The 25,285-nt window shown below is 69.7% G+C and carries 22 protein-coding genes, 2 tRNA genes and 2 pseudogenes; 12 read left to right on the forward strand and 14 right to left on the reverse strand.

All coding sequences use genetic code 11. The features are described 5' to 3' along the window. Positions 1-12: 12 nt before the first annotated feature. Positions 13-792, reverse strand: coding sequence for a DUF881 domain-containing protein (locus I5Q34_RS10565; protein WP_199891946.1), 780 nt, complete (start codon positions 790-792; stop codon positions 13-15). Between the two features lie 137 nt (positions 793-929). Between I5Q34_RS10565 and crgA the strand changes: the two genes are divergently transcribed. Continuing rightward, positions 930-1,184 (forward strand): cell division protein CrgA, encoded by a 255-nt coding sequence (gene crgA / locus I5Q34_RS10570; RefSeq protein ID WP_199891947.1) that lies wholly within the window; start codon positions 930-932, stop codon positions 1,182-1,184. A gap of 340 nt (positions 1,185-1,524) precedes the next feature. Here the strand turns inward: crgA and I5Q34_RS10575 are convergent, their stop codons facing one another. Together I5Q34_RS10575 and I5Q34_RS10580 are read right to left on the reverse strand one after the other, a co-directional pair. After that, positions 1,525-2,388 (reverse strand): rhomboid family intramembrane serine protease, encoded by an 864-nt coding sequence (locus I5Q34_RS10575; RefSeq protein ID WP_199891948.1) that lies wholly within the window; start codon positions 2,386-2,388, stop codon positions 1,525-1,527. Between the two features lie 105 nt (positions 2,389-2,493). Continuing rightward, positions 2,494-3,015 carry a peptidylprolyl isomerase gene (locus I5Q34_RS10580; protein WP_199891949.1) on the reverse strand — a complete coding sequence of 174 codons (522 nt, stop codon included), beginning with the start codon at positions 3,013-3,015 and terminating at the stop codon, positions 2,494-2,496. A gap of 226 nt (positions 3,016-3,241) precedes the next feature. On the opposite strand from I5Q34_RS10580, the gene I5Q34_RS10585 reads away from it, so the two are divergent. Further along, positions 3,242-3,880, forward strand: coding sequence for a DUF5324 family protein (locus I5Q34_RS10585; RefSeq protein ID WP_199891950.1), 639 nt, complete (start codon positions 3,242-3,244; stop codon positions 3,878-3,880). 133 nt (positions 3,881-4,013) lie between these two features. Here I5Q34_RS10585 and I5Q34_RS10590 read toward each other — a convergent pair. After that, a tRNA-Ala gene (locus tag I5Q34_RS10590) sits at positions 4,014-4,086 on the reverse strand. 117 nt (positions 4,087-4,203) lie between these two features. Between I5Q34_RS10590 and I5Q34_RS10595 the strand changes: the two genes are divergently transcribed. Together I5Q34_RS10595 and I5Q34_RS10600 are read left to right on the forward strand one after the other, a co-directional pair. Further along, entirely contained in the window at positions 4,204-4,749 is a 546-nt protein-coding gene (locus I5Q34_RS10595; RefSeq protein ID WP_171164647.1) for a DNA-binding protein, read from the forward strand. 8 nt (positions 4,750-4,757) lie between these two features. Next, positions 4,758-5,825, forward strand: a complete 1,068-nt coding sequence (locus I5Q34_RS10600; protein WP_199891951.1) for a serine/threonine-protein kinase — start codon at positions 4,758-4,760, stop codon at positions 5,823-5,825. 143 nt (positions 5,826-5,968) lie between these two features. On the opposite strand, the gene I5Q34_RS34610 is transcribed toward I5Q34_RS10600, so the two are convergent. From I5Q34_RS34610 to dnaA, 10 genes and pseudogenes are all read right to left on the reverse strand, one after another. After that, positions 5,969-6,103 carry a DLW-39 family protein gene (locus I5Q34_RS34610; RefSeq protein ID WP_003958712.1) on the reverse strand — a complete coding sequence of 45 codons (135 nt, stop codon included), beginning with the start codon at positions 6,101-6,103 and terminating at the stop codon, positions 5,969-5,971. A gap of 210 nt (positions 6,104-6,313) precedes the next feature. Continuing rightward, positions 6,314-6,387 (reverse strand) — tRNA-Ile (locus tag I5Q34_RS10610). A gap of 61 nt (positions 6,388-6,448) precedes the next feature. Next, positions 6,449-6,959, reverse strand: a pseudogene (locus I5Q34_RS10615) (DUF3566 domain-containing protein). 171 nt (positions 6,960-7,130) lie between these two features. Further along, on the reverse strand, positions 7,131-9,776 hold the full coding sequence (gyrA, locus tag I5Q34_RS10620) for a DNA gyrase subunit A (RefSeq protein WP_199891952.1): 2,646 nt from the start codon (positions 9,774-9,776) through the stop codon (positions 7,131-7,133). Positions 9,777-9,822: 46 nt separating this feature from the next. Beyond that, the gene (gene gyrB / locus I5Q34_RS10625; protein ID WP_199891953.1) at positions 9,823-11,865 is read right to left on the reverse strand and encodes a DNA topoisomerase (ATP-hydrolyzing) subunit B; all 2,043 of its coding nucleotides are present in this window, start codon (positions 11,863-11,865) and stop codon (positions 9,823-9,825) included. 349 nt (positions 11,866-12,214) lie between these two features. Beyond that, the gene (locus tag I5Q34_RS10630; RefSeq protein WP_199891954.1) at positions 12,215-12,730 is read right to left on the reverse strand and encodes a DUF721 domain-containing protein; all 516 of its coding nucleotides are present in this window, start codon (positions 12,728-12,730) and stop codon (positions 12,215-12,217) included. Next, entirely contained in the window at positions 12,727-13,860 is a 1,134-nt protein-coding gene (gene recF, locus I5Q34_RS10635) for a DNA replication/repair protein RecF (RefSeq protein WP_199891955.1), read from the reverse strand. Before recF ends, I5Q34_RS10630 begins: the two co-directional genes overlap by 4 nt. A 41-nt stretch (positions 13,861-13,901) precedes the next feature. Then, positions 13,902-14,777 (reverse strand): phosphogluconate dehydrogenase (NAD(+)-dependent, decarboxylating), encoded by an 876-nt coding sequence (gnd, locus tag I5Q34_RS10640; RefSeq protein WP_199891956.1) that lies wholly within the window; start codon positions 14,775-14,777, stop codon positions 13,902-13,904. A gap of 160 nt (positions 14,778-14,937) precedes the next feature. Then, on the reverse strand, positions 14,938-16,068 hold the full coding sequence (gene dnaN, locus I5Q34_RS10645; protein WP_199891957.1) for a DNA polymerase III subunit beta: 1,131 nt from the start codon (positions 16,066-16,068) through the stop codon (positions 14,938-14,940). 849 nt (positions 16,069-16,917) lie between these two features. Next, a complete protein-coding gene (gene dnaA, locus I5Q34_RS10650; protein ID WP_199891958.1) occupies positions 16,918-18,678 on the reverse strand; it encodes a chromosomal replication initiator protein DnaA in 1,761 nt (586 codons plus the stop codon). Positions 18,679-19,121: 443 nt separating this feature from the next. On the opposite strand from dnaA, the gene rpmH reads away from it, so the two are divergent. The 8 genes and pseudogenes from rpmH to I5Q34_RS10690 all read left to right on the forward strand — a co-directional run bounded on the left by rpmH (position 19,122) and on the right by I5Q34_RS10690 (position 24,998). Beyond that, positions 19,122-19,259, forward strand: a complete 138-nt coding sequence (gene rpmH / locus I5Q34_RS10655; RefSeq protein WP_003949374.1) for a 50S ribosomal protein L34 — start codon at positions 19,122-19,124, stop codon at positions 19,257-19,259. A gap of 25 nt (positions 19,260-19,284) precedes the next feature. Continuing rightward, positions 19,285-19,653, forward strand: a pseudogene (rnpA, locus tag I5Q34_RS10660) (ribonuclease P protein component); the annotation flags it as partial. A 71-nt stretch (positions 19,654-19,724) separates the two neighbouring features. Beyond that, complete coding sequence (gene yidD, locus I5Q34_RS10665; RefSeq protein ID WP_199891960.1) at positions 19,725-20,042, forward strand: membrane protein insertion efficiency factor YidD; 318 nt, start codon at positions 19,725-19,727, stop codon at positions 20,040-20,042. A 3-nt stretch (positions 20,043-20,045) separates the two neighbouring features. Beyond that, positions 20,046-21,146 (forward strand): membrane protein insertase YidC, encoded by a 1,101-nt coding sequence (yidC, locus tag I5Q34_RS10670; protein ID WP_199891961.1) that lies wholly within the window; start codon positions 20,046-20,048, stop codon positions 21,144-21,146. A gap of 14 nt (positions 21,147-21,160) precedes the next feature. Next, positions 21,161-21,682, forward strand: coding sequence for a R3H domain-containing nucleic acid-binding protein (locus I5Q34_RS10675; RefSeq protein ID WP_277965231.1), 522 nt, complete (start codon positions 21,161-21,163; stop codon positions 21,680-21,682). Positions 21,683-21,819: 137 nt separating this feature from the next. Continuing rightward, positions 21,820-22,536, forward strand: a complete 717-nt coding sequence (gene rsmG, locus I5Q34_RS10680) for a 16S rRNA (guanine(527)-N(7))-methyltransferase RsmG (RefSeq protein WP_199891963.1) — start codon at positions 21,820-21,822, stop codon at positions 22,534-22,536. A 264-nt stretch (positions 22,537-22,800) separates the two neighbouring features. Next, complete coding sequence (locus tag I5Q34_RS10685; protein WP_199892893.1) at positions 22,801-23,874, forward strand: ParA family protein; 1,074 nt, start codon at positions 22,801-22,803, stop codon at positions 23,872-23,874. Then, positions 23,871-24,998, forward strand: coding sequence for a ParB/RepB/Spo0J family partition protein (locus tag I5Q34_RS10690; protein ID WP_199891964.1), 1,128 nt, complete (start codon positions 23,871-23,873; stop codon positions 24,996-24,998). Before I5Q34_RS10685 ends, I5Q34_RS10690 begins: the two co-directional genes overlap by 4 nt. Positions 24,999-25,285 lie beyond the last annotated feature (287 nt).

The raw sequence follows: 25,285 nt of genomic DNA on the forward strand, positions 1-25,285 counted from the left end.
CACGGGGGCCGGTCACGCCACGGGCCTGGCGTAGTGCAGGTCCACCGCGCCCGTGTAGCCGGGGAGCGTGACCGAGCCGCGGTCCTCGACCTTCCAGCCGAGGCCGTACGCCTGGACGTACTGGAGGTAGTTCTGGACGGCGGGCGCGGTGTCGAGGGCCTTGCGCAGCGCGCCGCGGTCGCCGACGGCGGTCACCTTGTAGGGCGGGGAGTAGACGCGGCCCTGGAGGATGAGGGTGTTGCCCACGCAGCGCACGGCGCTGGTGGAGATCAGCCGCTGGTCCATCACCTCGATGCCCTTGGCCCCGCCCCGCCACAGGGCGTTGACCACGGCCTGGAGGTCCTGCTGGTGGATGACGAGGTCGTTGGGCTGGGGCTGGGGGACGCCGGGGATCTTCGCGGTGGCGTTCGGCGGGGCGTCGGTGAGGGTGACGGTCAGGGCCGTGCCGCCGAGCGGCCGGGTGCCCGCGGCGTCGCCGAGCGCGGCCAGCCGTCTGGCCTCCGCGGAGTCGGCGCCGGCGTCCCGCCCGGCCAGGGCGTCGACGCGGGAGCGCAGGGTGGCGGTACTGCGCTCCAGGTCGCCGTTGCCCTTGCTGCGTTCCCGGATGAGGTCGGAGAGCCGGAGCATGGAGGCGTCGGTGCGGATGTCGGTGCCCTTGGCCGTGTTGAAGCTCATCCAGAAGATGAGGCCGGCGAGGGCGAAGACGGCGGCCGTGAGCAGCCGGACGGGGCGCAGTCGCCGGGGACCGCGGGCGGGACCTGCGTCGCTGGTGGAGTCGGCGGAATTGCTCAACGTACCCTTGTCCTCTCCGGCGCCGCGGAAGCACTACGCTAACGGACGCCCGGGGGGAAGGAAGCGCTCCCCGGCGCGGCCGACCAGCCCTTGTTCCCCCAGCGCGGTTACGCAGCGCATCGACAGGAGAGTCCCTCGTGCCGAAGTCACGGATCCGCAAGAAAGACGACTTCACGCCCCCGCCGGCGAAGCAGCAGAGCATCAAGCTGAACAGCGGACGGCGCTGGGTGGCACCGCTGATGCTGGCGCTGTTCCTCATCGGGCTGGCCTGGATCGTGATCTTCTATGTGACGGGCAGCGACATGCCCATCGAGTCGCTGCACAACTGGAACATCGTGGTCGGCTTCGGCTTCATCGCCGCGGGGTTCGTCGTCTCGACCCAGTGGAAGTAGCCGGGCCACGGCGGTGGCCCGGGGCTGTTGCCCACGGGGTTATCCACATCCTCGTCCACAGTGGGGAAAACTCAGAAGATCTGTGGATAACTTCCTCGGCGTTGACGCCGGTGTGACTGATCGCGAACGTCCGAGTTCGCCCGCCACACCGGCGTACGTCGTTGTTTCCGCAGGTCGGAGCCGGTATTGCAGGAGCGCTTCGGGCTGAGCGGCGCTTCGCACACACGATCCGGCGGCTGCTGTGGACAACCGCCCTCCCACCGGTGTGGGTGAGCGGTCCCCCGGACCGCCGCCCATCGGTTCCCCGGACCGCCGCCCACCCGTTTCCGCGGGCCCGCCCCTAGCCGAGCTGGGACGTCCGGACGAGCACCGTCACCACGATCGCCAGCAGTGCCGCGCCGCAGGTGAGCCACTGCACCAGCGCGCGCCTCGCCCGCGGGGCGTGCACCATGCCGAACGCCACCAGGGCCCCGATCGCCAGGCCGCCGATGTGCGCCTCCTTGGCGATGTCGGACCAGGTGAAGGTGAAGATCAGGTTGAGCACGAGCAGCGCGATCACCGGGCGCATGTCGTACTTCAGCCGCCGCATCAGCACGGCGGTGGCCCCCAGCAGACCGAAGATCGCGCCCGAGGCGCCGAGCGACCCGGCGTACGGCGAGACCAGCAGATAGCTCAGCGCGCTGCCGCCGAGCCCGGACAGCAGGTAGAGCGCCAGGTAGCGGGCCCGGCCGAAGGCCGCCTCCAGCGGCGGGCCGAGCCACCAAAGGGAGAGCATGTTGAACGCCAGGTGCACCGGCGACTCATGGAGGAAGAGCGAGGTCAGCAGCCGGTACCACTGGCCGTCGGCGACGCCCTCGCCCTCGTGGAACGGCGAGCGCCCCAGCATGCAGAGGGTGTTGACGAGGTCCTTGTCGGTGGCCATCACCGCGATCCATATCGCGACGTTGATCCCCAGCAGGACCTTGGTCACCAGGAAGGGGTCCGAGGGGTGGGTCACCCCGCCCGCGACCGTGCGCGGGGCGGAGTCCCGCCGGGCACCCTCGGCGCGGCCGGACGACGGTCCGCCGCCGGCGCACTCGGGGCAGTGGAAGCCGACCGAGGCATTGACCATGCAGTCGGGGCAGATGGGCCGCTCGCAGCGGGTGCAGCGGATCCCCGTCTCACGGTCCGGATGCCGGTAACAGCAGACGGCCTGGTCGTTCATGCTCTCCCCTCGCCCTGTGCGAACCGGGCACCGCAGTTCATGAGGCGCCCCGCCCGTCATACGGACGGGCGGGGCGCCGGGTTCCCGGATGGTGCGGCCGGTCCTCTATCGGGTCTCGATCACGACGGACTCGATGACCACGTCGTGAACCGGACGGTCGTTGCGGGTCTCCGTGCTCGCGATGGCGTCCACGACCTTCTTGCCCGCCTCGGTGGTGACCTCGCCGAAGATGGTGTGCTTGCCGGTCAGCCAGGTGGTCGGGGACACGGTGATGAAGAACTGCGAACCGTTGGTGCCCGGGCCGGCGTTGGCCATGGCCAGCAGGTAGGGCCTGTTGAAGGCCAGGTCCGGGTGGAACTCGTCCTTGAACTGGTAGCCCGGGCCGCCGGTGCCGTTGCCCAGCGGGTCACCGCCCTGGATCATGAAACCCTCGATGACGCGGTGGAAGACCGTGCCGTCGTACAGCTTGTCCGCGGTCCGCTCGCCCGTCTCCGGGTTGACCCACTCGCGCTCGCCCTTCGCGAGTCCGACGAAGTTCTTGACCGTCTTCGGGGCGTGGTCCGGCAGGAGCCGGACCTCGATGTCCCCCCGGTTGGTCTTGAGGGTGGCGTAGAGCTGCTCGGCCACGGTCTACCTTCCCTAGGGCTGCGCTGACAGCTTCCGATCCTCGCACGGACGGCGGTGCCGCGAGTAATGCCCAAAGCCCCGCGCGCGGCGCCGAAAGGTGGCATTGTCGAGGCCGGGCCCGTTGACCCGGATGCCCGCCCGCACATGCCGGACCGCCCCTGGGCAGGCATGATTTTCCCCTGGGTGGAAAGGCGAAAGACCATACGCCACCGAGGAGGAGGTTCTCGTGACCCGCAAGGACAGCGTGCGCGCCGCGACCGGCACCGCCAAGGACAGCGTGCGCCACGCGGCGGAAGTGGTGGCGCCCTATGCCGGCACGGCCAAGGACACCGCCGTGCACTACGCGCACGAAGCCCGCGTCCGGCTGGCCCCCAGGGTCGCCGAGGCCGGCCGGCAGGCCCGGACCCAGTACGACGCACATCTGCACCCCCGCCTCGAGCACGCCCGCGAGTCCCTGCCGCCCAAGGTCGGCCAGGCCGCGGCGCGGGCCCGGGCCGCGGCGGAACCCGTGCGTGACGAGGCGCTCTCCCGGGGCACCGCGGCCCTCGCCGCGCTGCGCGGCCAGGTGTCGGCGCAGGAGATCGAGAAGCTCGCCCGCAAGCAGTCCGCCCGCTGCCGCGCCGGCCGGGTGGCCAAGCGGCTGGCGGTGGTCGGCCTCCTGGTCGGCGGGGCCGTGGCCGCCTGGAAATGGTGGGACCGGCAGGCCAACCCGGACTGGCTGGTGGAGCCCCCGGCCCCCACCGAGGTCGCCGACCGCCCGCCGCTGTCCTCGGTGGACGGCAGCTCCGACGCCGCTGTCCTCGACCCCGAGGTCCGGGCCAAGCAGGCGGAAACCGAGGGGCCGGACGAGGACGGGGAGCGCTGACCGGGCCCCACCCGGACAAGCGCCCGCGCACAGAGCCCACCCGCGGAGTCCACCTGCGGAGCTCACACGCGGACAAGCAGAGATCAAAAAATCCCCTCCGACCGCGTCAACACAGGTCGGAGGGGATTTCGCGTGGAGCCTAGGAGAGTCGAACTCCTGACATCTGCCATGCAAAGACAGCGCTCTACCAACTGAGCTAAGGCCCCGTCGCAGACCAGAGTACCCGGTGGCGGAGGTGTATCCGACCAGGTATCGCCGCGACCCACCACTCTCCGTAGGATGCACCGCAAGATTCGCGGCAGCGAAGCGAAGGGGAGAGCGAGATGGACGCAGCACAGCAGGAAGCCACCGCCCGCGCACGAGAGCTGCAGCGGAGCTGGTACGGGGAGCCGCTGGGGGCGCTCTTCCGCCGGCTGATCGACGATCTCGGCCTCAACCAGGCGCGTCTGGCCTCGGTGTTGGGCCTCTCGGCACCCATGCTGTCGCAGCTGATGAGCGGTCAGCGGGCGAAGATCGGCAACCCGGCCGTGGTGCAGCGCGTCCAGGCCCTCCAGGAGCTATCCCACCAAGTGGCCGACGGCAGCGTGAGCGCCGCCGAAGCCGCCGAGCGGATGGAGGAGGTCAAGCGCAGTTCGGGCGGATCGGTCCTCAACTCCACGCAGACGACGGCCAGCAGCGGCGCTCCGACCGTCAAGCGGGTGGTGCGCGAGATCCAGTCGCTGCTGCGGTCGGTGGCCGCCGCCGGCGACATCATCGACGCGGCCGGCACCCTCGCCCCCACCCATCCCGAACTGGCCGAATTCCTGCGGGTCTACGGCGCCGGCCGGACCGCCGAAGCGGTCGCCCACTACGAGGCCCACCAGAGCTGACGCCCACCATGGGTGAGGTGTTCGCCGGGCGCTACGAGCTGGTGGACCCCATCGGGCGCGGTGGGGTGGGGGAGGTCTGGCGGGTCTGGGACCGCGAACGGCGCTGCTACGCCGCGGCGAAGGTGCTCAAACAGAGCCACGCCCACGCCCTGCTGCTGCGCTTCGTGCGCGAGCAGGCGCTGCGCATCGACCACCCGCACGTGCTGGCGCCGGTGAGCTGGGCCGCCACCGACGACCGGGTGCTGTTCACCATGGAGCTGGTGCGCGGGGGCTCGGTGGCACATCTCATCGGCGACTACGGTCCGTTGCCCGCCGGCTTCGTCCGCGTCCTGCTCGACCAGCTGCTCGCCGCGCTCACGGCGGTGCACGCGGAAGGGGTGGTGCACCGGGACATCAAGCCCGCCAATCTCCTTCTGGAGGGCACCGGAACGGGGCATCCGCATCTGCGCCTCTCCGATTTCGGCTGCGCGATGCGCAAGGGCGAACCGCGGCTCACGGAGACCAACTATGTGATGGGTACGCCCGGTTACTTCGCGCCCGAGCAAATGGCGGGCGAGGAACCGGATTTTCCCGCGGACCTCTTCGCCGTCGGACTGGTGGCGCTCTATCTCCTCACGGGCCGGAAACCGGACACCGACGCGCTCGTGCTGCGTTTTCACGAGGAGGGACGGCCCCCGCCTCCGCAGGAGGTCCCCGCGCCGCTGTGGGGCGTCGTCGCGGGGCTGCTGGCCCCCGACCCGGCGGACCGCTTCCGTACGGCCGACGGGGCGCGCGAGGCGCTCGCCGCGGCGGCGGCGCTGCTGCCGGAGCCGGACGAGGGGGAGCGGATCGAGGTCTTCGACCAGATCGGGCCGCTGCCACCGGGGTTCGGGCCCACAGGCCCCGAGAAGGCCCCTCCGCGGCCCGTCCGGCCCCCGCCGCCGGCCACTCCGCCGATGCCGGTGCGTGCGGCCGCAACGCGGCCCGTGGCGCCCCGCCGGGGCCCGGCGCCGCCGTCACGGCGGACGGTCGCGGTGGTACTGCTGGTGGCGCTGGTGTGCCTGATGGCGGGCGCCTGGGCGCTCTCCCAGGTCTGACATGCGCGATTCACTTCTGCAATCATTTTATTCGCAGTAGCGAACACATGGGAGTCCGGGGACGCGGGATCCGGAAAAACGAAACGGGGTCCCGGCCGTCATCGGCCGGGACCCCGCTCGGAACTCTCAGGGCTCTCGCAGTCTCACACGCCCGAACCTGCGGGCACGGAGTCGGTCGCCTCCGTCCACAGATCCTGCTCGGCGCGATCCGCCTGGATCTGGCGGTACACGAGGAGCCCGCCGATGGCGGCCAGTGCGACCAGGAGCAGCTTCTTCACCGCGCGACCTCGTCTTTCCTTGACGTAAGGGGACTCTGGTGGCCGATGATACACACCGGCCGATACCGATCGGTGACCTGTGTCCGGCCTTTGCCCACGGCCTGATGGAACGTGACGCACGACGTGGTGCACAAAAGCGACGCCCGAAGGACGCCCAAAAGCCGATCGGCCCGGCCGGAGATTTCTCTCCGTCCGGGCCGATCGGGCCGGTGGGGCTAACAGGACTTGAACCTGTGGCCTCTTCCTTATCAGGGAAGCGCTCTAACCGTCTGAGCTATAGCCCCGCGCTGCACCGAAAGATTAGCGCACTTGGGGCCCAGTCCCAAAATCGGCTTCCCCGGCCGCCTACTCGTCCTCGGCGAGCGTGAGCTCGACGCCGCCCACGAAGGAGGCGGAGAGGTTGTAGACGAAGGCGACCAGGGTCGCCAGGGCGGTCGCGAGGACCACCTCGATCACCGCGATGATCGTGGTGAACATCAGGACCCGCGGGAGCGAGAGGAACGACTGGAGGTCGAATCCGCCGCCCTCGCCGGACGTGGCGTCACTGATGGTGCCGCCGACGGCGGAGAAGACGCCCATGGCGTCCAGAACCAGCCACAGCACCGTGATCGCCACGATCGTGCAGATGCCGAGGGCCAGCGAGAGCAGGAAGCTGACCTTCATCACCGACCACGGGTCGGCCTTGGCCACTCGCAGCCGCGCCGAACGCGTCCGCGGGAGTGCTCTTGCCACCGGTGGCGGGCCTGGGCACCCGCCCCTTCGCTCCGCTCTTCGTCCCGCCCGCCGCCGTGCGCTCGGCCGGCGGCTCGTACGCCTTCGGCGGGTGGTACGGCTTCGGGCCACGGGTTTCCGTCATGGTGTCCCCCCTGTTCGCGGTCGTGGCGTCACCACCACTGGGGGAGTCTGCCCCGTCCGCGGCGGAGCCACGGGCACCGTCCCCCTTCGACGCGGTGCCCTTCGAAGCACCAGCACCGCGCCGTCCGGCGTCCGCACCGCTCGCCGCGGTGCCCGTGGCTCGACTCACGACCTACTCCTCGGTGTCCTCGACCGTGGGCTCCGTGCCCTCGGCCACCTCGGGCCCCCCGCCCACGGCTCCGGCCGACGCGCCCTCGGTGACGTCATCGACCTCTTCGGCCTCTCGGCCGGCCTCGGCGTTCCTCGCGATGCCCACAACAGCGTCGCGCTTGCCCAAATTGATCAGTTGGACGCCCATGGTGTCACGGCCGGTTTCCCTGACCTCGTTGACCCGGGTGCGAATCACGCCGCCGCCGAGGGTGATGGCGAGGATCTCGTCGGTCTCCTCGACCACCAGGGCTCCGACCAGCGAACCCCGGTCCTCGACGATCTTCGCGGCCTTGATGCCGAGGCCGCCGCGGCCCTGGACGCGGTACTCGTCCACGGGCGTGCGCTTGGCGTAGCCGCCGTCGGTCGCGGTGAAGACGAACGTGCCCGTACGGACGACGTTCATCGACAGCAGCTCGTCACCCTCGCGGAAGCTCATGCCCTTGACGCCGGAGGTCGCGCGGCCCATCGGACGCAGCGACTCGTCGGTCGCGGTGAACCGGATCGACTGCGCCTTCTTGCTGATCAGCAGCAGGTCGTCGTCCGCGGACACCAGCTCCGCGCCGATCAGCTCGTCCTCGCGGCCGTCCTCCATCGCCCGGAGGTTGATCGCGATGACGCCGCCGGAGCGCGGCGAGTCGTAGTCCTTCAGCGAAGTCTTCTTCACCAGGCCGGACTTGGTGGCGAGCACCAGGTAGGGCGCCGCCTCGTAGTCGCGGACGGCGAGGATCTGGGCGATCTTCTCGTCCGGCTGGAAGGCGAGCAGGTTGGCCACGTGCTGGCCGCGCGCGTCCCGCCCGGCGTCCGGGAGCTCGTACGCCTTGGCCCGGTAGACCCGGCCCTTGTTGGTGAAGAAGAGAAGCCAGTGGTGGGTGGTGGAGACGAAGAAGTGGTCGACGATGTCGTCCTGCTTGAGCTTCGTGCCCCGCACGCCCTTGCCGCCGCGCTTCTGCGAGCGGTAGTCCTCGGTCTTGGTGCGCTTGACGTAGCCACCGTTGGTGATGGTGACGACGATGTCCTCCTCGGCGATGAGGTCCTCGATGGACATGTCACCGTCGAAGGGGATCAGCTGGGAGCGCCGGTCCTCGCCGAACTTCTCGACGATCGCGGTCAGTTCCTCGCTGATGATCGAGCGCTGGCGCTCGGGCGAGGCGAGGATCGCGTTGTACTCGTTGATCTTCGCCTGGAGTTCGTCGTGCTCCGCGACGATCTTCTGCCGCTCCAGGGCCGCCAGGCGGCGGAGCTGCATCTCCAGGATCGCGTTGGCCTGGATCTCGTCGATCGTCAGCAGGCCCATCAGGCCCTCGCGGGCGATGTCGACGGTCTGGCTGCGCCGGATCAGCGCGATGACCTCGTCGATGGCGTCCAGCGCCTTGAGCAGGCCGCGCAGGATGTGGGCGCGCTCCTCGGCCTTGCGCAGCCGGAAGCGGGTGCGCCGGACGATGACCTCGACCTGGTGGGTGACCCAGTTGCGGATGAACGCGTCCAGCGACAGGGTCCGCGGCACGCCGTCCACCAGCGCGAGCATGTTCGCGCCGAAGTTGGTCTGCAGATCCGTGTGCTTGTAGAGGTTGTTGAGGACGACCTTGGCGACCGCGTCCCGCTTCAGGACGATCACCAGACGCTGACCGGTGCGGGAGGACGTCTCGTCGCGGACGTCGGCGATACCGCCGATCCTGCCGTCCTTCACCAGGTCGGCGATCTTCTGCGCGAGGTTGTCCGGGTTGACCTGGTAGGGCAGTTCGGTGACCACCAGGCACTGGCGGCCGTGGATCTCCTCGACCTCGACCACGGCGCGCATGGTGATCGAGCCGCGGCCGGTGCGGTACGCCTCCTCGATGCCCTTGCGGCCCACGACGAGCGCGCCGGTGGGGAAGTCGGGGCCCTTGATGCGCTCGACGAGCGCGTCCAGCAGCTCCTCCGGGCCGGCGTTCGGGTTGGCCAGGAACCACTGGGCGCCCTCGGCGACCTCGCGCAGGTTGTGCGGCGGGATGTTGGTGGCCATGCCGACCGCGATGCCGGCGGAACCGTTCACCAGCAGGTTGGGGAAGCGCGCCGGCAGCACCGTCGGCTCCTGGTTGCGGCCGTCGTAATTGTCCTGGAAGTCGACGGTCTCCTCGTCGATGTCCCGGACCATCTCCATCGACAGCGGCGCCATCTTGCACTCGGTGTACCGCATGGCGGCCGCCGGGTCGTTGCCCGGGGAACCGAAGTTGCCGTTGGAGTCCACCAGCGGCATCCGCATCGCCCAGGGCTGGGCGAGGCGGACGAGCGCGTCGTAGATGGAGGCGTCGCCGTGCGGGTGGTACGTACCCATCACGTCACCGACGACGCGGGCGCACTTGTAGAAGCCCTTCTCGGGCCGGTAGCCGCCGTCGTACATCGCGTACAGGACGCGGCGGTGCACCGGCTTGAGGCCGTCCCGCACGTCGGGGAGCGCGCGCGAGACGATGACGCTCATCGCGTAGTCGAGGTAGGAGCGCTGCATCTCCGTCTCGAGCCCGACGGGCTCGACGCGCAGGCCCACGCCCTCGATGGTGGCGGGCTGACCCTCGGGCGTGGTGCCGTCCGGGGTCACGGGAGTATCGGGAGTGGAAGTCTCGTCGGCCATTGCCGTTCAAAGTCCTTTCGAGCCGCGGCTGTTCGTGCAGGCCGACTCAGATGTCGAGGAAGCGGACGTCCTTGGCGTTGCGCTGGATGAAGGAGCGCCGTGCCTCGACGTCCTCGCCCATGAGCACCGAGAACAGGTCGTCCGCCTGGGCCGCGTCGTCCAGGGTGACCTGGCCCAGCACACGGTGGTCGACGTCCATGGTGGTGACGCGCAGTTCCTCGGCGTTCATCTCGCCGAGACCCTTGAAGCGCTGGACCGAGTCGTCCTTGATCCGCTTGCCGTTCTCCCGGCCGAGCTGGATCAGGGCGTCGCGCTCGCGGTCCGAGTACGCGTACTCGAAGTCGTCCCGGCCCCACTTGATCTTGTAGAGCGGCGGGCGGGAGAGGTAGACGTGCCCGGCCTCGACCAGCGGCCGCATGAAGCGGAACAGGAAGGTCAGCAGCAGGGTGTTGATGTGCTGGCCGTCGACGTCGGCGTCCGCCATCAAGATGATCTTGTGGTAGCGGAGCTTCTCGATGTCGAAGTCCTCGTGCACGCCCGTGCCGAAGGCGGAGATCAGCGCCTGGATCTCCTGGTTCTGCAGGATCTTGTCGATCCTGGCCTTCTCCACGTTGAGGATCTTGCCGCGGATCGGGAGGATCGCCTGGTACTCCGGGTTCCGGCCGGACTTGGCCGAGCCGCCGGCGGAGTCGCCCTCGACGATGAAGATCTCGCACTTGGTCGGGTCGTTGGACTGGCAGTCCGACAGCTTGCCCGGCAGCGAGGCCGTCTCCAGCAGGCCCTTGCGACGGGTGAGGTCGCGGGCCTTGCGGGCCGCGACGCGCGCCGTGGCCGCCTGGATGGACTTGCGGATGATGTCCGCGGCCTCGTTGGGGTTGCGGTCCAGCCAGTCCGTCAGCTGCTCGTGGACGACCTTCTGCACGAAGGTCTTGGCCTCGGTGTTGCCCAGCTTGGTCTTGGTCTGGCCCTCGAACTGCGGCTCACCCAGCTTGACGGAGATGATCGCCGTCAGACCCTCGCGGATGTCGTCGCCCGTGAGGTTGTCGTCCTTCTCGCGGAGCAGCTTCTTGTCGCGCGCGTAGCGGTTGATCAGACCCGTCAGCGCCGCGCGGAAGCCCTCCTCGTGGGTGCCGCCCTCATGGGTGTGGATGGTGTTGGCGAAGCTGTAGACACCCTCGCTGTACTGGGTGTTCCACTGCATCGCCACCTCGAGGGAGAGCATCCGCTCCTTGTCCTCGGCCTCGAAGTCGATGACCGTGGGGTGGACCAGCTCGCCCTTGCGGGAGTTGAGGTAGCGGACGAAGTCGGCGATGCCGCCCTCGTAGTGGTACCGGACGCTGAGGGCCTTGCCCTCCTCGTCCACGTGGTCCTGGCGCTCGTCCGTCAGCGAGATGGCGAGGCCCTTGTTGAGGAAGGCCATCTCCTGGAAGCGCCGCGAGAGCGTCTCGAAGGAGTACTCGGTGGTCTCGAAGATGTCGCCGTCGGCCCAGAAGGTGACCGAGGTGCCGGTCTCGTCCGTCGCCTCGTTCTTCTGGAGCGGGGCCGTGGGGACACCGAGCTTGTAGTCCTGGGTCCACCGGAAGCCGTCGGTCTTCACCTCGACCGCGACGCGCGTCGACAGCGCGTTGACGACCGAGACGCCGACGCCGTGCAGACCGCCGGAAACCGCGTAGCCGCCGCCGCCGAACTTGCCGCCCGCGTGCAGCACGGTCAGGACGACCTCGACGGCGGGCTTGCCCTCGGAGGGGACGATGCCCACCGGGATGCCACGGCCGTTGTCGACGACGCGCACGCCGCCGTCCGGCAGGATCGTCACCTCAATGGTGTCGGCGTGCCCGGCCATGGCCTCGTCGACGGAGTTGTCGACGACTTCCTGGACGAGGTGGTGCAGGCCGCGCTCACCGGTCGAGCCGATGTACATGCCCGGTCGCTTGCGGACCGCGTCCAGACCTTCCAGCACGGTGATCGCGCTGGCGTCGTACGACGCACCTGCGCCCGGAGCGCCGGACGGGACGTCCTCCGAGGAAGGGGTGGTGTTCTCGTTGGGGTTGCCGGAATCGGCCACGAAGCGCCCTTTCTGGCACAGCACAGACCTTCTCCTGCCCGTGGCGATGGGGACGCCCTCGGTCGGGAGACCGGATGGCAGGCGGGAGCGACTGCGTCGTTCGACTTGTTTCCGCGATCGGCATTCCGCGAATCAGCGGGATTACCACCAGTCTACCGGTAGCGCCGACATGAATGGGGGTTTGGCGGTGTCTGAGTCCGCATGTGCCGCCCTGAACCGGCATCAGCCGACTCCCTATATGTGGCCCCGGGCTCCAAGAGGCTCACAGCGGCACTCAGCGCTTTGGGATGTCAACCGCCCGCTACCGTGCGCCCGTCCCAGCGCTCACCCCGGTCACATCCGGACCAACTGGTACGGACCAACCGGGCCCGGCTCACCCGTAGGTGTCCCCCGGCCCCGTGCTCCCCGGGGCCCGCAGCGCCCCGTACCGCCGGCCCGGGCCGCCCGGCCCCAGCACCTTGATCATCCGTACCGTGCCCCGGCCGAGGTCGTCGTTGAGCCGGGCCACCAGCTGGGGCGCCAGCAGCCGCAGCTGGGTCGCCCACGTCGTGGAGTCGCACTGCACCGTGAGGACCCGGTCCTCCTCGTCGTAGCGCTGCGGCTCGCAGTGCAGCGCCACGTCCTGGCCCACGATCTGCGGCCAGCGCCCCATCACCCCGCCGACCGCCGCGGGTGTCTCCCAGCCGCGCTCGGTGATCAGCCGGTTGATGGCCGCGCCCAGCGGCAGCGGGTCGCGTCCGTCGGCCCGCGCGCCCGAGCGCAGGCCGCCGCGCCGCGCCTGCTTCTTCTGCTGCACCGCGTTGCCCCGCGCCCGCGCCTGCTCCTTGGCCGCGCGCAACGCCACCCGCGCCAGGTCCACTCCGGAGGGCTCCGGCGTCCGCCCGGTCATGCCCGCTCCGCCGTTCCGCCGGAGACCGCGTACCGGGCGCCCGTCAGCACGCCGGGGACGTCGTCGTCCACCGCGGCCGTCACCAGCACCTGCTCGCCGGGTGCCACCAGTTCCGCCAGCCGCTCCCGGCGGCGGGCGTCCAGCTCCGCGAAGACGTCGTCGAGGACGAGGACCGGCTCGTTGCCCTCCGCGCGCAGCAGCTCGTACGCGGCCAGCCGCAGCGCCAGCGCGTACGACCAGGACTCGCCGTGGCTCGCGTATCCCTTCGCGGGCAGCTCGCCCAGGCGCAGCACCAGGTCGTCACGGTGCGGGCCGACCAGGGTCACCCCGCGCTCCAGCTCCTGCTTGCGGGCCTCGCCGAGGGCGGCGAGCAGGACCTCGTAGAGCTCCTCGCGGGTGCTGTTTCCTTGGGAGCCTCCGGCTCCGACCGGGCCGCGGTAGTCGAAGGCGAGCGGGCCGCCACCGGGGGCCAGTTGCTCGTACGCCTTGTCGGCGAGCGGCAGCAGCGTGGCGATCAGGTCGAGGCGCCGCGCCAGCAGTTCGGCGCCGGCCCGGGCCAGGTGCTGGTCCCAGATGTCGAGGGTGGACATGTCCACCGAACGCCCGCCGTGCCGGCGGGCCATGGCCGCGGACTTCAGCAGGGTGTTGCGCTGCTTGAGGACGCGCTCGTAGTCGGAGCGCACGCCCGCCATCCGCGGGGAGCGGGCGGTGATGAGCTCGTCGAGGAACCGGCGGCGCTCGCCGGGGTCGCCCTTGACGAGGGCCAGGTCCTCCGGGGCGAACAGGACGGTGCGCACGATGCCCAGCACGTCACGGGGTCTGACCTGGGAGGACCGGTTGAGTCTGGCGCGGTTGGCCCGGCCCGGGTTGAGCTCCAGCTCGATCAGCTGCTGCCGGTCGCCCTGAACGACGGCCGCCCGTATGACGGCCCGGTCCGCGCCGAGCCGCACCAGGGGGGCGTCGGAGGAGACGCGGTGGCTGCCGAGGGTCGCCAGGTAGCCGACCGCCTCGACGAGGTTGGTCTTGCCCTGGCCGTTGGGCCCCACGAAGGCCGTGACGCCCGGGTCGAGCGGGACCTCGACCCGGGCGTACGAGCGGAAGTCGGCGAGCGAGAGATGCGAAACGTGCATGGGTGCGCGCCGAGCCTCCTGTTGACCGTTCGACCGTGGGGTTATTTGCTCTCGACCGCGTGGCCGCCGAACTGGTTGCGCAGCGCGGCGATCATCTTCATCTGCGGCGAGTCGTCCTGGCGGGACGCGAAGCGGGCGAAGAGCGAGGCGGTGATCGCCGGCAGCGGCACCGCGTGGTCGATGGCGGCCTCGACCGTCCACCGGCCCTCGCCGGAATCGGCGGCGTAGCCGCGCAGCTTGTCGAGGTGCTCGTCCTCGTCCAGGGCGTTGACGGCCAGGTCCAGCAGCCAGGAGCGGATGACCGTGCCCTCCTGCCAGGAGCGGAAGACCTCGCGCACGTCGGTGACGGAGTCCACCTTCTCCAGGAGCTCCCAGCCCTCGGCGTAGGCCTGCATCATGGCGTACTCGATGCCGTTGTGGACCATCTTGGCGAAGTGGCCCGCACCGACCTTGCCGGCGTGCACCGCACCGAAGTCACCCTCCGGCTTGAGGGCGTCGAAGACCGGCTGGACCCGGGCGACGTTGGCGGCGTCGCCGCCGTACATCAGGGCGTAGCCGTTCTCCAGGCCCCAGACGCCGCCGGAGACGCCGCAGTCCACGAAGCCGATGCCCTTGGCGGCCAGCTCCTCGGCGTGCTTCTCGTCGTCCGTCCAGCGGGAGTTGCCGCCGTCGACGACGATGTCGCCGGGCGACAGCAGCTCGGCGAGCTCGTCGATGGTGGACTGGGTCGCGGCCCCGGCCGGGACCATGACCCACACGACGCGCGGACCGGTCAGGGAATCCACAAGCTCCTTGAGGCTGTGGACGTCCCCGAGGTCCGGGTTGCGGTCGTATCCGATGACGGTGTGGCCTGCGCGGCGGATGCGCTCGCGCATGTTGCCGCCCATCTTGCCGAGACCGACGAGACCGAGCTCCATCAGTGATCCTCTATGCCGTAGTCGTTGCGGTTTACCCGGAACCGAGCCTACGCCCGGGGCTCCGCGCACACCTGTCGGGAGAGAGCGCTCAAACGGTGGGCGGGTACCCGCCCACCGCCATGGAGCCGCTCCGGGCCTCCGGAGGGAGGCCGGCCCGGTCTCAGCCCGACAGCCGCACCGGCATGATCAGGTACTTGTACGCATCGTCCGCCTCCGCGTCCAGCGCCGGCTTGCCGCTGAGCAGCGCGGGCTTGGTGGAGGTGGTGAAGGACAGCTGGGCGACCGGGGAGTCGATCGCGGAGAGGCCCTCCAGCAGGAAGCCCGGGTTGAAGGCGATGGAGATGTCGTCGCCCTCCAGCCGGGCGTCGACCCTTTCCACAGCCTGTGCGTCGTCGCTGGAGCCGGCCTCCAGGATCAGCACGCCCTGCTCGAAGCTCAGCCGCACCGGGGTGTTCCGCTCGGCGACCAGGGCCACGCGCTTGACGGCCTCGACGAACGGCGCCGTCTCGATCACGGCGACCGAGTTGAACTCGGTCGGGAACAGCGTGCGGTACTTCGGCAGGTCGCCCTCGAGCAGCCGCGTCGTCGTCCGGCGCCCGGCGCCCTCGAAGCCGATCAGGCCCTCGCCCTTGCCGGAGCCGGAGAGCGCCAGCGAGACCGAGTCGCCGCCGCTGAGGGACTTGGCGGTGTCCAGCAGCGTCTTGGCCGGGACCAGGGCGACGGCGGAGACGTCGGGGGTCTCCGGCTTCCACATGAACTCGCGGACCGCGAAGCGGTAGCGGTCGGTGGAGGCCAGGGTGACGGTGTCGCCCTCGATCTCGATGCGCACACCGGTGAGCACCGGGAGGGTGTCGTCACGGCCGGCGGCGATGGCGACCTGAGCGGCGGCGGAGGCGAAGACCTCGGCCGGGATCGTGCCGGTGGCGGTCGGCATCTGGGGCAGCGCCGGGTACTCCTCCACAGGAAGGGTGTGGAGTGTGAATCGCGAGGAGCCGCAGACCACGGTGACCCGCACGCCGTCGGTGGAGATCTCCACAGGCCTGTTGGGAAGTGCGCGGCAGATGTCGGCGAGCAGCCGGCCGGAGACGAGGACGGTGCCGTCCTCCTCCACGTCCGCCTCGACCGAGACGCGGGCCGAGACCTCGTAGTCGAAGCCGGAGAGGCTCAGCGAGCCCTCCTCGGCCTTCAGCAGCAGGCCCGCGAGGACCGGCACCGGCGGACGGGCCGGGAGGCTGCGGGCCGCCCAGGCCACTGCCTCCGCGAGTACATCGCGCTCCACCCGGATCTTCACCGGAACCGCCTCCTGCTTGTTGCTGGCTGGCCCTGCTGGGCTGTCTTCGTGGGCCTCGTCGGCTTCGAGGCCGGGGACCAGTCTGACGCACACCGCTGACAGCCGGCGCTTCCCGTGGTCAAGTCGCACCCGGAGGCGAAGGGCGGCCCGGGGCCGAGTTGTGCACAGGACCCACTTCGAAACGAGTTCCCCGGTTGATCTCTGTAGTCGTAGTAGTAGGGCCTGTGGAAACCGTGGATAACGTTCTTTGCGCAGGTCAGCGCGGAAATTTTGTCCACCGGCCCTGTGGGCGCCGACGGTGGAAAAGCGGTGGTCTCTGTGGAGAACGGAAAGTTCTGCACAGGCGGTGCACAGGCAAGGTGCACTTCTCCCCAGCGCTGTCCCCAGCTTTACCCAGGTTCCCCACAGCCCAACCCGGCACCTTGGTGTGACGCCTTTCACTCGGCGCGGTGACCCCGGGCGTTTCCTTGCCGAACAGTGGACATCCGTGTGGAAAGGCTGTGTACAACAGCGATCTTCCTGTGGGCAGCCGGTGGACAACCGCCGTCCGGGTTGCGGACGCCCCCGTCATCCACAGGCTGTGGACTTCGGTTCCCCACACTTCCACACCCTGCTGACCTCCCCTGATGGGCTATCAACAGGACCTGCTGTGGACATCATCTGGATAACTTCCCGGTCCCCAGGGTGTGGACGGCGCGCTGATGTGGATTCTGTGGAGAACAGGGTGACCCGGACCCCTATTCGAACAACGCACCCCGGGCGGTGGTGCCCCCGGAACGTCGAAGGGCGCCCCGGGAACCGTCCCGGAGCGCCCTTCGACGCGTCCGCCGCGCCCTCGGCGCGGTCGTGTCAGCCGTTCTTGATGCGGTTCGTCAGCTCCGTCACCTGGTTGTAGATGGACCGTCGTTCGGCCATCAGCGCCCGGATCTTCCGGTCGGCGTGCATGACCGTCGTGTGGTCGCGGCCGCCGAACTGCGCCCCGATCTTCGGCAGCGAGAGGTCGGTGAGCTCCCGGCAGAGGTACATCGCGATCTGACGGGCCGTGACCAGCACCCGGCTGCGCGAGGCGCCGCACAGGTCCTCGACGGTGTGCCCGAAGTAGTCCGCCGTGGCCGCCATGATGGCCGGCGCGGTGATCTCCGGGGACGCGTCCTCGCCGCCCGGGATCAGGTCCTTGAGGACGATCTCGGTCAGGCCCAGGTCCACGGGCTGCCGGTTGAGACTGGCGAAGGCCGTGACCCGGATCAGCGCGCCCTCCAGCTCACGGATGTTCCGCGAGATGCGCGAGGCGATGAACTCCAGGACCTCCGGCGGGGCGTTCAGCTGCTCCTGGACCGCCTTCTTGCGGAGGATCGCGATCCGGGTCTCCAGCTCGGGCGGCTGGACGTCCGTGATCAGGCCCCACTCGAAGCGGTTGCGCAGCCGGTCCTCCAGGGTCACCAGCTGCTTGGGCGGCCGGTCCGAGGAGAGCACGATCTGCTTGTTGGCGTTGTGCAGCGTGTTGAAGGTGTGGAAGAACTCCTCCTGGGTCGACTCCTTGCTCGCGAGGAACTGGATGTCGTCGACCAGCAGGATGTCCATGTCGCGGTAGCGCTTGCGGAACGCGTCCGCCTTGCCGTCGCGGATGGAATTGATGAACTCGTTGGTGAACTCCTCGGAGCTCACGTAGCGCACCCGTGTGCCCGGGTACAGGCTCCGCGCGTAGTGGCCGATCGCGTGCAGCAGGTGGGTCTTCCCCAGCCCCGACTCCCCGTAGATGAACAGGGGGTTGTACGCCTTCGCCGGCGCCTCGGCCACCGCGACCGCGGCCGCGTGCGCGAACCGGTTGGACGCGCCGATGACGAAGGTGTCGAAGAGGTACTTCGGGTTCAGCCGGGCGGTCGGCTCCGCCGGGCCCGAGGAGGACTTGCCGCCGCCCGCGCCGGGGCCGCCGCGCCCGTCCTGGCCGCCGCGGGCGTCGGACAGCTCGCGCTGCTGCTCGTAGGGCCGCTCCGGGGCGGGCGGGCGGTAGCCGCCGGCGTCCCGCTGCGGCGCCTCGTAGCCGTTGGGGGCGTGCTGCGGCGAGGCGTACGGGTCGCGCTCGGCCTCTCCGAAGCCGAGCCGCGGCTGCTGCCAGCCGTAGTCCCCGCGGTCCGCGGCGGGCGGGGCCGCGTGGCGCGGCCAGGCCCCCGGGTCCGGGCGGGGCTGCTGGTAGTCGGGGTAGGCGGGGCGGACCGACGGAAGGTCGTCGGCCGGGGGACGGCCGTAGCCGCCCCGGTCGTCGTAGCCGTCGTACGCCTCGCGGGACGGGACCCCGTGGGGGCGCTCGTCGGGTGCGGGCCGTTCGGGCGCGGCGGGCTCGCCGACGGAGTTGTCGACGGTGATCGCGATCCGGATGGGCCGGCCGCACTCGCGGCTGAGCGTCTCGCTGACGACCGGGGCCAGCCGGCCCTCCAGTACGCCCTTGGCGAACTCGTTGGGGACGGCGAGCAGGGCCGTGTCGGCGACCAGGGCGAGCGGCTGGCACCGCTTGATCCAGTGCTCGTCCTTGCTCTCGACTCTGCCCTCGCCCAGGAGCTGCTCCAGCACGCGCGGCCACACTGCGGCAAGATCGGCAGGCAGGTCAGCCACAGGGCACGCTCTCTCGGTCAGCGGGGGTGTCCTTGGAGTCCCACGAATGTGTGGTTCTCGGGACGGGCGGGGAGTATTCGAAGTTCAGCCACGGTAGTCAGGCCGCGGCGGGTGGTTCAAGTCGTTGTCCACAGGGTGTGTACAAATGTGCCATGCGGCGGGCGTGGCGCCCCACTCGGGCACGGTTGGCGGCTCCCTGGCCCGCGGGAGGCTACGGTGTATCCCTGGTGCGCTCCCGGTTTGACCGGATGGCGTAATGCCGCGTACCGTGACCAGGTCGAGTTGTCGATGGCTGCTGCCGCCTGCCTCCGATGGGCAAAGGTAACGCTCCCTTCCCGTGGAGCGCGACCGTGAAGCGGTGCCTTGCGTACTTGAGAGCTTCTCGTGGGCGCACGGTGACAGCCGGCGATGTCCCGCCATCACACGATTCATGGAGTCCCCGAGTGAGCAAGCGCACCTTCCAGCCGAACAACCGCCGCCGCGCGAAGACCCACGGCTTCCGCCTGCGCATGCGCACCCGTGCCGGCCGCGCGATTCTCGCGTCCCGCCGTGGCAAGGGTCGCGCCCGCCTGTCGGCCTGATCAGCCCGACGTCAAGGTCCATGACGTGCTGCCTTCCGAGTCTCGGCTGAGGCGGCGCGAGGACTTCGCGACCGCGGTTCGCCGAGGACGCAGGGCCGGGCGCCCGCTCCTCGTCGTCCACCTCCGCAGCGGTGAAACGGACCCGCACTCACCTGGGGAAACAGCTTCCCCGGTGCGTGCGGGTTTCGTCGTGAGCAAGGCCGTGGGCGGAGCCGTGGTCCGCAACCGCGTCAAGCGGCGGCTGCGCCATCTGATGCGCGACCGGCTGGATCTGCTGCCCGCCGGTAGCCTGGTGGTGGTGCGAGCCCTGCCGGGCGCGGGCGAGGCGGACCATGGTCAGCTGGCCCGCGATCTCGATACCGCGTTGCAGCGGCTGTTGGGAGGGGCGCCGCGAAGCTGCAATCCCCCGGGGACCGGATCTCCGGTCCTCCGGAACCCCGGCCATGACCCGGGAGGGAGCGCACGGTGAAGTACCCGCTGCTGTGGTTGATCAAGCTGTACCAGTGGACCATCAGCCCCCTGCTGGGCCCGGTCTGCAAGTACTACCCCTCGTGCTCGCACTATGGCTACACGGCCATCCAGGTGCACGGCGCGATCAAAGGAACGGCGCTGACGGCCTGGCGCATCCTGCGCTGCAATCCGTGGTCGCTCGGTGGCGTCGACCACGTACCTCCCCGGAAGCGTCCGGTCTGGCACCAGCGGCTGAGGAGCCGACTGGGCGGACACCCCGTCGTGGGGTCCGCCGCACAGCCCGAGACTCAGCCCAACGCCCAAGGAGCCTGATTCGTGGACACGATCCTCGGTCCTCTTTACTACGTAGTTTCCTGGATCATCGTCCAGTTCCACTCGTTCTACAGCCTGATGTTCAACGAGGACAGCGGCTGGGCGTGGGGCCTGTCCATCGTTTCGCTGGTGGTGCTCATCCGCATCTGCCTGATCCCGCTCTTCGTGAAGCAGATCAAGGCGACGCGGAACATGCAGGCGCTCCAGCCGAAGATGAAGGCGATCCAGGAGCGCTACAAGAGCGACCGGCAGCGCCAGTCCGAAGAGATGATGAAGCTCTACAAGGAGACGGGCACCAACCCGCTCTCGAGCTGTCTCCCGATTCTGGCCCAGTCGCCCTTCTTCATCGCGCTGTACCAGGTCCTGAACCACATCGCGCAGGGCAAGACGGTCGGCTTCATCAACCAGTCGCTGCTGGACAGCGCCCGTGAGGCCCACATCTTCGGTGCCCCGCTGTCCGTGAAGTTCCTGGACAGCGCCAGCAAGGTCGAGAAGCTCGGCTCCACCCTCACCGACGTCCGGGTCGTCACGGTCGTGATGATCGTCCTGATGTCGCTGTCGCAGTTCTACACGCAGCGCCAGCTGATGACGAAGAACGTCGACCTCTCGGTGAAGACGCCGTTCATGCAGCAGCAGAAGATGCTGATGTACGTCTTCCCGATCATGTTCGCCGTCTTCGGTATCAACTTCCCGGTCGGTGTCCTCGTCTACTGGCTGACCACCAACGTGTGGACGATGGGCCAGCAGATGTTCATCATCCGTCGCAACCCCACTCCGGGCAGCCTCGCCTACACCCAGCGCCAGGAGCGCCTGCGGGCCAAGGGCAAGCTGAAGGAGGACCCGGCCGAGGTCGAGGCCAAGAAGGTCGCCGAGGCCGCGCGGGCCGCGCGCCAGCAGCCCAAGCGGCAGACGAAGTCGAAGCGCCAGACCGGCCCGTCCGCCAGCCAGACCCCGGGCGGCCGCACCAGGGCCTCGTCCGGCAACGGCGCCAAGGAGCCGGAGGACGGCAAGCCGCAGCAGGGCGGCGGTTCGTCCCGCGGTGCGAAGTCCGGTCAGCGCAAGGGCGGCCCCCAGCGGCCCAAGCACCCCTCGTCCAAGAAGTAATGAAGGAGTCCACCGTGACGGACACCCAGCACCAGACCAGTGCGGCCGCCGCCGAGGGCACCGACACGCTGTCCCGCCTGGAGCAGGAGGGCGAGATCGCGGCCGACTACCTCGAAGGTCTGCTGGACATCGCCGACCTGGACGGCGACATCGACATGGACGTCGAGGCCGACCGGGCGTCGGTGTCGATCATCAGCGACTCGACCAGCCGCGATCTGCAGAAGCTGGTGGGCCGTGACGGTGAGGTGCTGGAAGCGCTCCAGGAGCTGACCCGGCTCGCGGTCAACCGGGAGACCGGTGACCGCAGCCGTCTGATGCTCGACATCGCGGGCTTCCGGGCGCGCAAGCGCGAGGAGCTCGCCAAGCTGGGTGCGCAGGCCGTGGCGGACGCCAGGAGCAGCGGCCAGCCGGTCAAGCTGGCGCCGATGACGCCCTTCGAGCGCAAGGTCGTCCATGACGCGGTGGCCTCGGCGGGCCTGCGCAGCGAGTCCGAGGGCGAGGAGCCGCAGCGACGCGTCGTCGTCCTGCCGGCGTGACCTGACCCCACTTCCCGGTAGGTACGGCCCCGTCTGCTCGCAGGCGGGGCCGATCCTTGTCAGCCTGACTGTCGGACTCCGGAGGGAGGAGTCCGGCAGTGTCTTCGATACAACGTGGTACGGAAGGACGGTTCACCGTGGAAGAGGCAGCGGAGCTCCCCCCGGCGCCCCCGGAGGCACGGACGGTTTTCGGTGACCGCTTTCCGGACGCCGTTCGTTATGCCGAGCTGCTGGCCGACGCGGGCGTCCGGCGCGGTCTGATCGGCCCCCGTGAGGTTCCCCGGCTGTGGGAACGCCATCTGCTGAACTGCGCGGTGCTCTCCGAGGCCGTGCCCGAGGGCGTCTCGGTGTGCGACGTGGGCTCGGGCGCCGGACTGCCGGGCATCCCGCTGGCCCTGGTCCGTCCCGACCTCCAGATCACGTTGTTGGAACCGCTGCTGCGGCGCACCACGTTCCTCTCCGAGGTCGTCGAGCTGCTGGGACTGGACCATGTCACGGTCGTCCGCGGCCGGGCGGAGGAGGTCCTGGGCAAGCTGCAGCCGGTGCACGTGGTGACGGCGCGGGCGGTGGCCCCGCTGGACCGGCTCGCCGGCTGGGGCGTGCCGCTGCTGCGGCCGTACGGCGAGATGCTGGCCCTCAAGGGGGACACGGCCGAGGAGGAGCTCAAGGGCGCCCGGGCGGCGCTGAGCAAGCTCGGCGTGGAGCGGACCTCGGTGCTTCAGGTCGGCCAGGGGGTGGTGGACCCGCCGTCGACGCTGGTGCGGGTCGAGGTCGGCGAGAGCCCCGGTGGTGTGCGCTTCGCGGCCAAGCGGGCCAAGGCGGCCCGGGTGAGCCGCACGCGGCGCCGGCGCTGAATCCGGCGGACGGCTCCGGGCGTGCTCCATACAAGCTGACTGACGTATACGTCACGGAGTGTCGCGTCAAGCGTGCGGTGTGTCACATGCATCGTGTTTCACGTGAAACATCGCTCCTTGTTGCAGGGAATCATCGGCCGCGGCCGGGCGGCCGCGGCGCGTGATCGCCGGACGGTCGATGCCGTGGAGCCGTCGCCGGTATCCACAGGCATGGTGGATTCATCCACAGGGAAGTGGGCCTCACTGGTTCGCAGCCCGGGAAACATGGCAGGCTCTCCACATCGCGAGCCTGATGTCGAGGAGAGTGAATCCTTGCGGTCCGACGCCAATATCGCGGGGCCGATGGCCGACCCGGTCCCCGGCCCCCGTCCCGCCGACTCCGAATCGGTGCCCGCTCCCGCGGGTGCCGACGGGGCCGTTTCACGTGAAACCGCGCCGCATGCCGGGGCGGGACGGGAAATCCCACCCCAGATGCCACGGCCGGAGCAGACCCGGGTGATGGTGGTCGCCAACCAGAAGGGCGGGGTCGGCAAGACCACGACCACGGTAAACCTGGCCGCTTCTCTGGCGCTGCACGGCAACCGGGTGCTGGTGGTGGACCTCGACCCGCAGGGCAATGCCTCGACGGCGCTGGGCATCGACCACCACGCCGAGGTGCCGTCGATCTATGACGTGCTGGTGGACCAGAAGCAACTGTCCGAGGTGGTGCAGCCCGTCCGGGATGTGGAGGGGCTCTTCTGCGCACCCGCCACCATCGACCTGGCCGGCGCCGAGATCGAGCTCGTCTCCCTCGTGGCGCGCGAGAGCCGGCTGGATCGGGCCGTCAAGGCGTATGAGCAGCCGCTGGACTACATCCTGATCGACTGTCCGCCCTCGCTGGGGCTGCTGACGGTCAATGCCCTGGTCGCGGGCGCCGAGGTGCTGATCCCCATTCAGTGCGAGTACTACGCGCTGGAGGGCCTGGGACAGCTGCTGCGGAACGTCGAGCTCGTGCGGGGTCACCTGAACCCCGAGCTGCATGTTTCGACGATCCTGTTGACCATGTACGACGGGCGGACCCGGCTCGCCTCCCAGGTGGCCGACGAGGTGCGCAGCCACTTTGGCCAGGAGGTGCTCCGGACCAGCATTCCGCGCTCGGTCCGCATCTCCGAGGCGCCCAGCTACGGCCAGACGGTGCTCACCTACGACCCGGGTTCCAGCGGCGCGTTGTCGTACCTGGAGGCCGCCCGGGAGATCGCGCTCCGGGGAATCGGCGTGCAGTACGACGGCGACAGGGCCCATATGGTGGGCCGTCAGCAACAGCATGACCAGCACAGCATGTCGGAGGGGCTGCAGTGAGCGAGCGACGTAGAGGACTGGGCCGTGGGCTCGGTGCGCTGATCCCGGCGGCGCCCAAGGGGACGGAGATCGGTGCACCCGCGGTGGGGCCCGGTGCGACGTCCCCCACCGCGATGCCGCTGTTGACCGCCGACCGGGTGGCGGCGACGCAGATCGCCGAGAAGGTGCCCGACCCCGCCCCGGTGCCCGATCATGTCGTGGCCGAGGCGACCGGTGCTGAGAAGCCCGCGGCCGCCGAGACAGTGGCGGGGGCGCATTTCGCGGAGCTCCCACTGGACTCCATCACTCCGAACCCCCGTCAGCCCCGCGAGGTGTTCGACGAGGACGCCCTGGCGGAGCTGGTCACCTCCATCCGTGAGGTGGGGCTCCTCCAGCCCGTCGTCGTCCGGCAGCTGGGTCCTGAGCGCTATGAGCTCATCATGGGCGAGCGGCGCTGGCGTGCCTGCCGTGAGGCCGGTCTGGAGAAGATTCCCGCCATCGTCCGGGCCACGGAGGACGAGAAGCTCCTCCTGGACGCACTGCTGGAGAACCTCCACCGTGCCCAGCTCAACCCGCTGGAGGAGGCCGCGGCCTACGACCAGTTGCTCAAGGACTTCTCCTGCACGCACGACGAGCTCGCGGATCGCATCGGCCGCTCGCGGTCCCAGGTCTCCAACACCCTCCGGCTGCTGAAGCTTTCGCCGGAGGTGCAGCTGCGGCTGGCTTCCGGTGTGCTCTCCGCCGGTCACGGCCGGGCGCTGCTCTCGGTCGACGACGCGCAGGAGCAGGAGAAGCTTGCCCGCCGCATCGTGGCGGAGGGCCTCTCCGTGCGTTCGGTGGAAGAGATCGTCCAGTTGATGGGGTCGCGGACGAAGAAGTCGTCGAGGGCCAAGGGGCCTCGGGCGGGTGCCCGGGTCTCCCCGGCGCTGAGCGATCTGGCGTCGCGGCTGTCGGACCGTTTCGACACCCGGGTGAAGGTGGACCTCGGGCAGAAGAAGGGGAAGATCGTCGTCGAGTTCGCCTCGATCGAGGATCTGGAGCGGATCCTGGGAGCCCTCGCTCCCGGTGAGGGCGGGGTGCTGGAACAGAAGCTCTCCGAGGATGCTTCCGACGAGGCAGCGTCGGACGAGAGCAAGGACCAGTAGGCGCCTTCTTTCGGCCCTCCAGGGGCGGCTTGTGTTTCACGTGGAACACAAGCCGCCCCTTTGCCTTTGTCGACTGTCGGCCCAATCGCCGTGTGGATACGATGCGTTGAGGTATGGCACAACCACGTCGGACACGCTGTCGCAGTTCATGTCGCAGTTCACGGAGGGGCGAGGCCATGCGAACGGTGAGCCGGACCGGATGGGTGGCGACGGGGCTGGGGCTGGGGGCAGTCGGCGGATTCGTCGGCGGCCTGCTCAGGGAGCGCAGTGTGCTGAGCGCCAACCGG

The organism is Streptomyces sp. AV19, assembly GCF_015999245.1.
GTDB lineage: Bacteria > Actinomycetota > Actinomycetes > Streptomycetales > Streptomycetaceae > Streptomyces.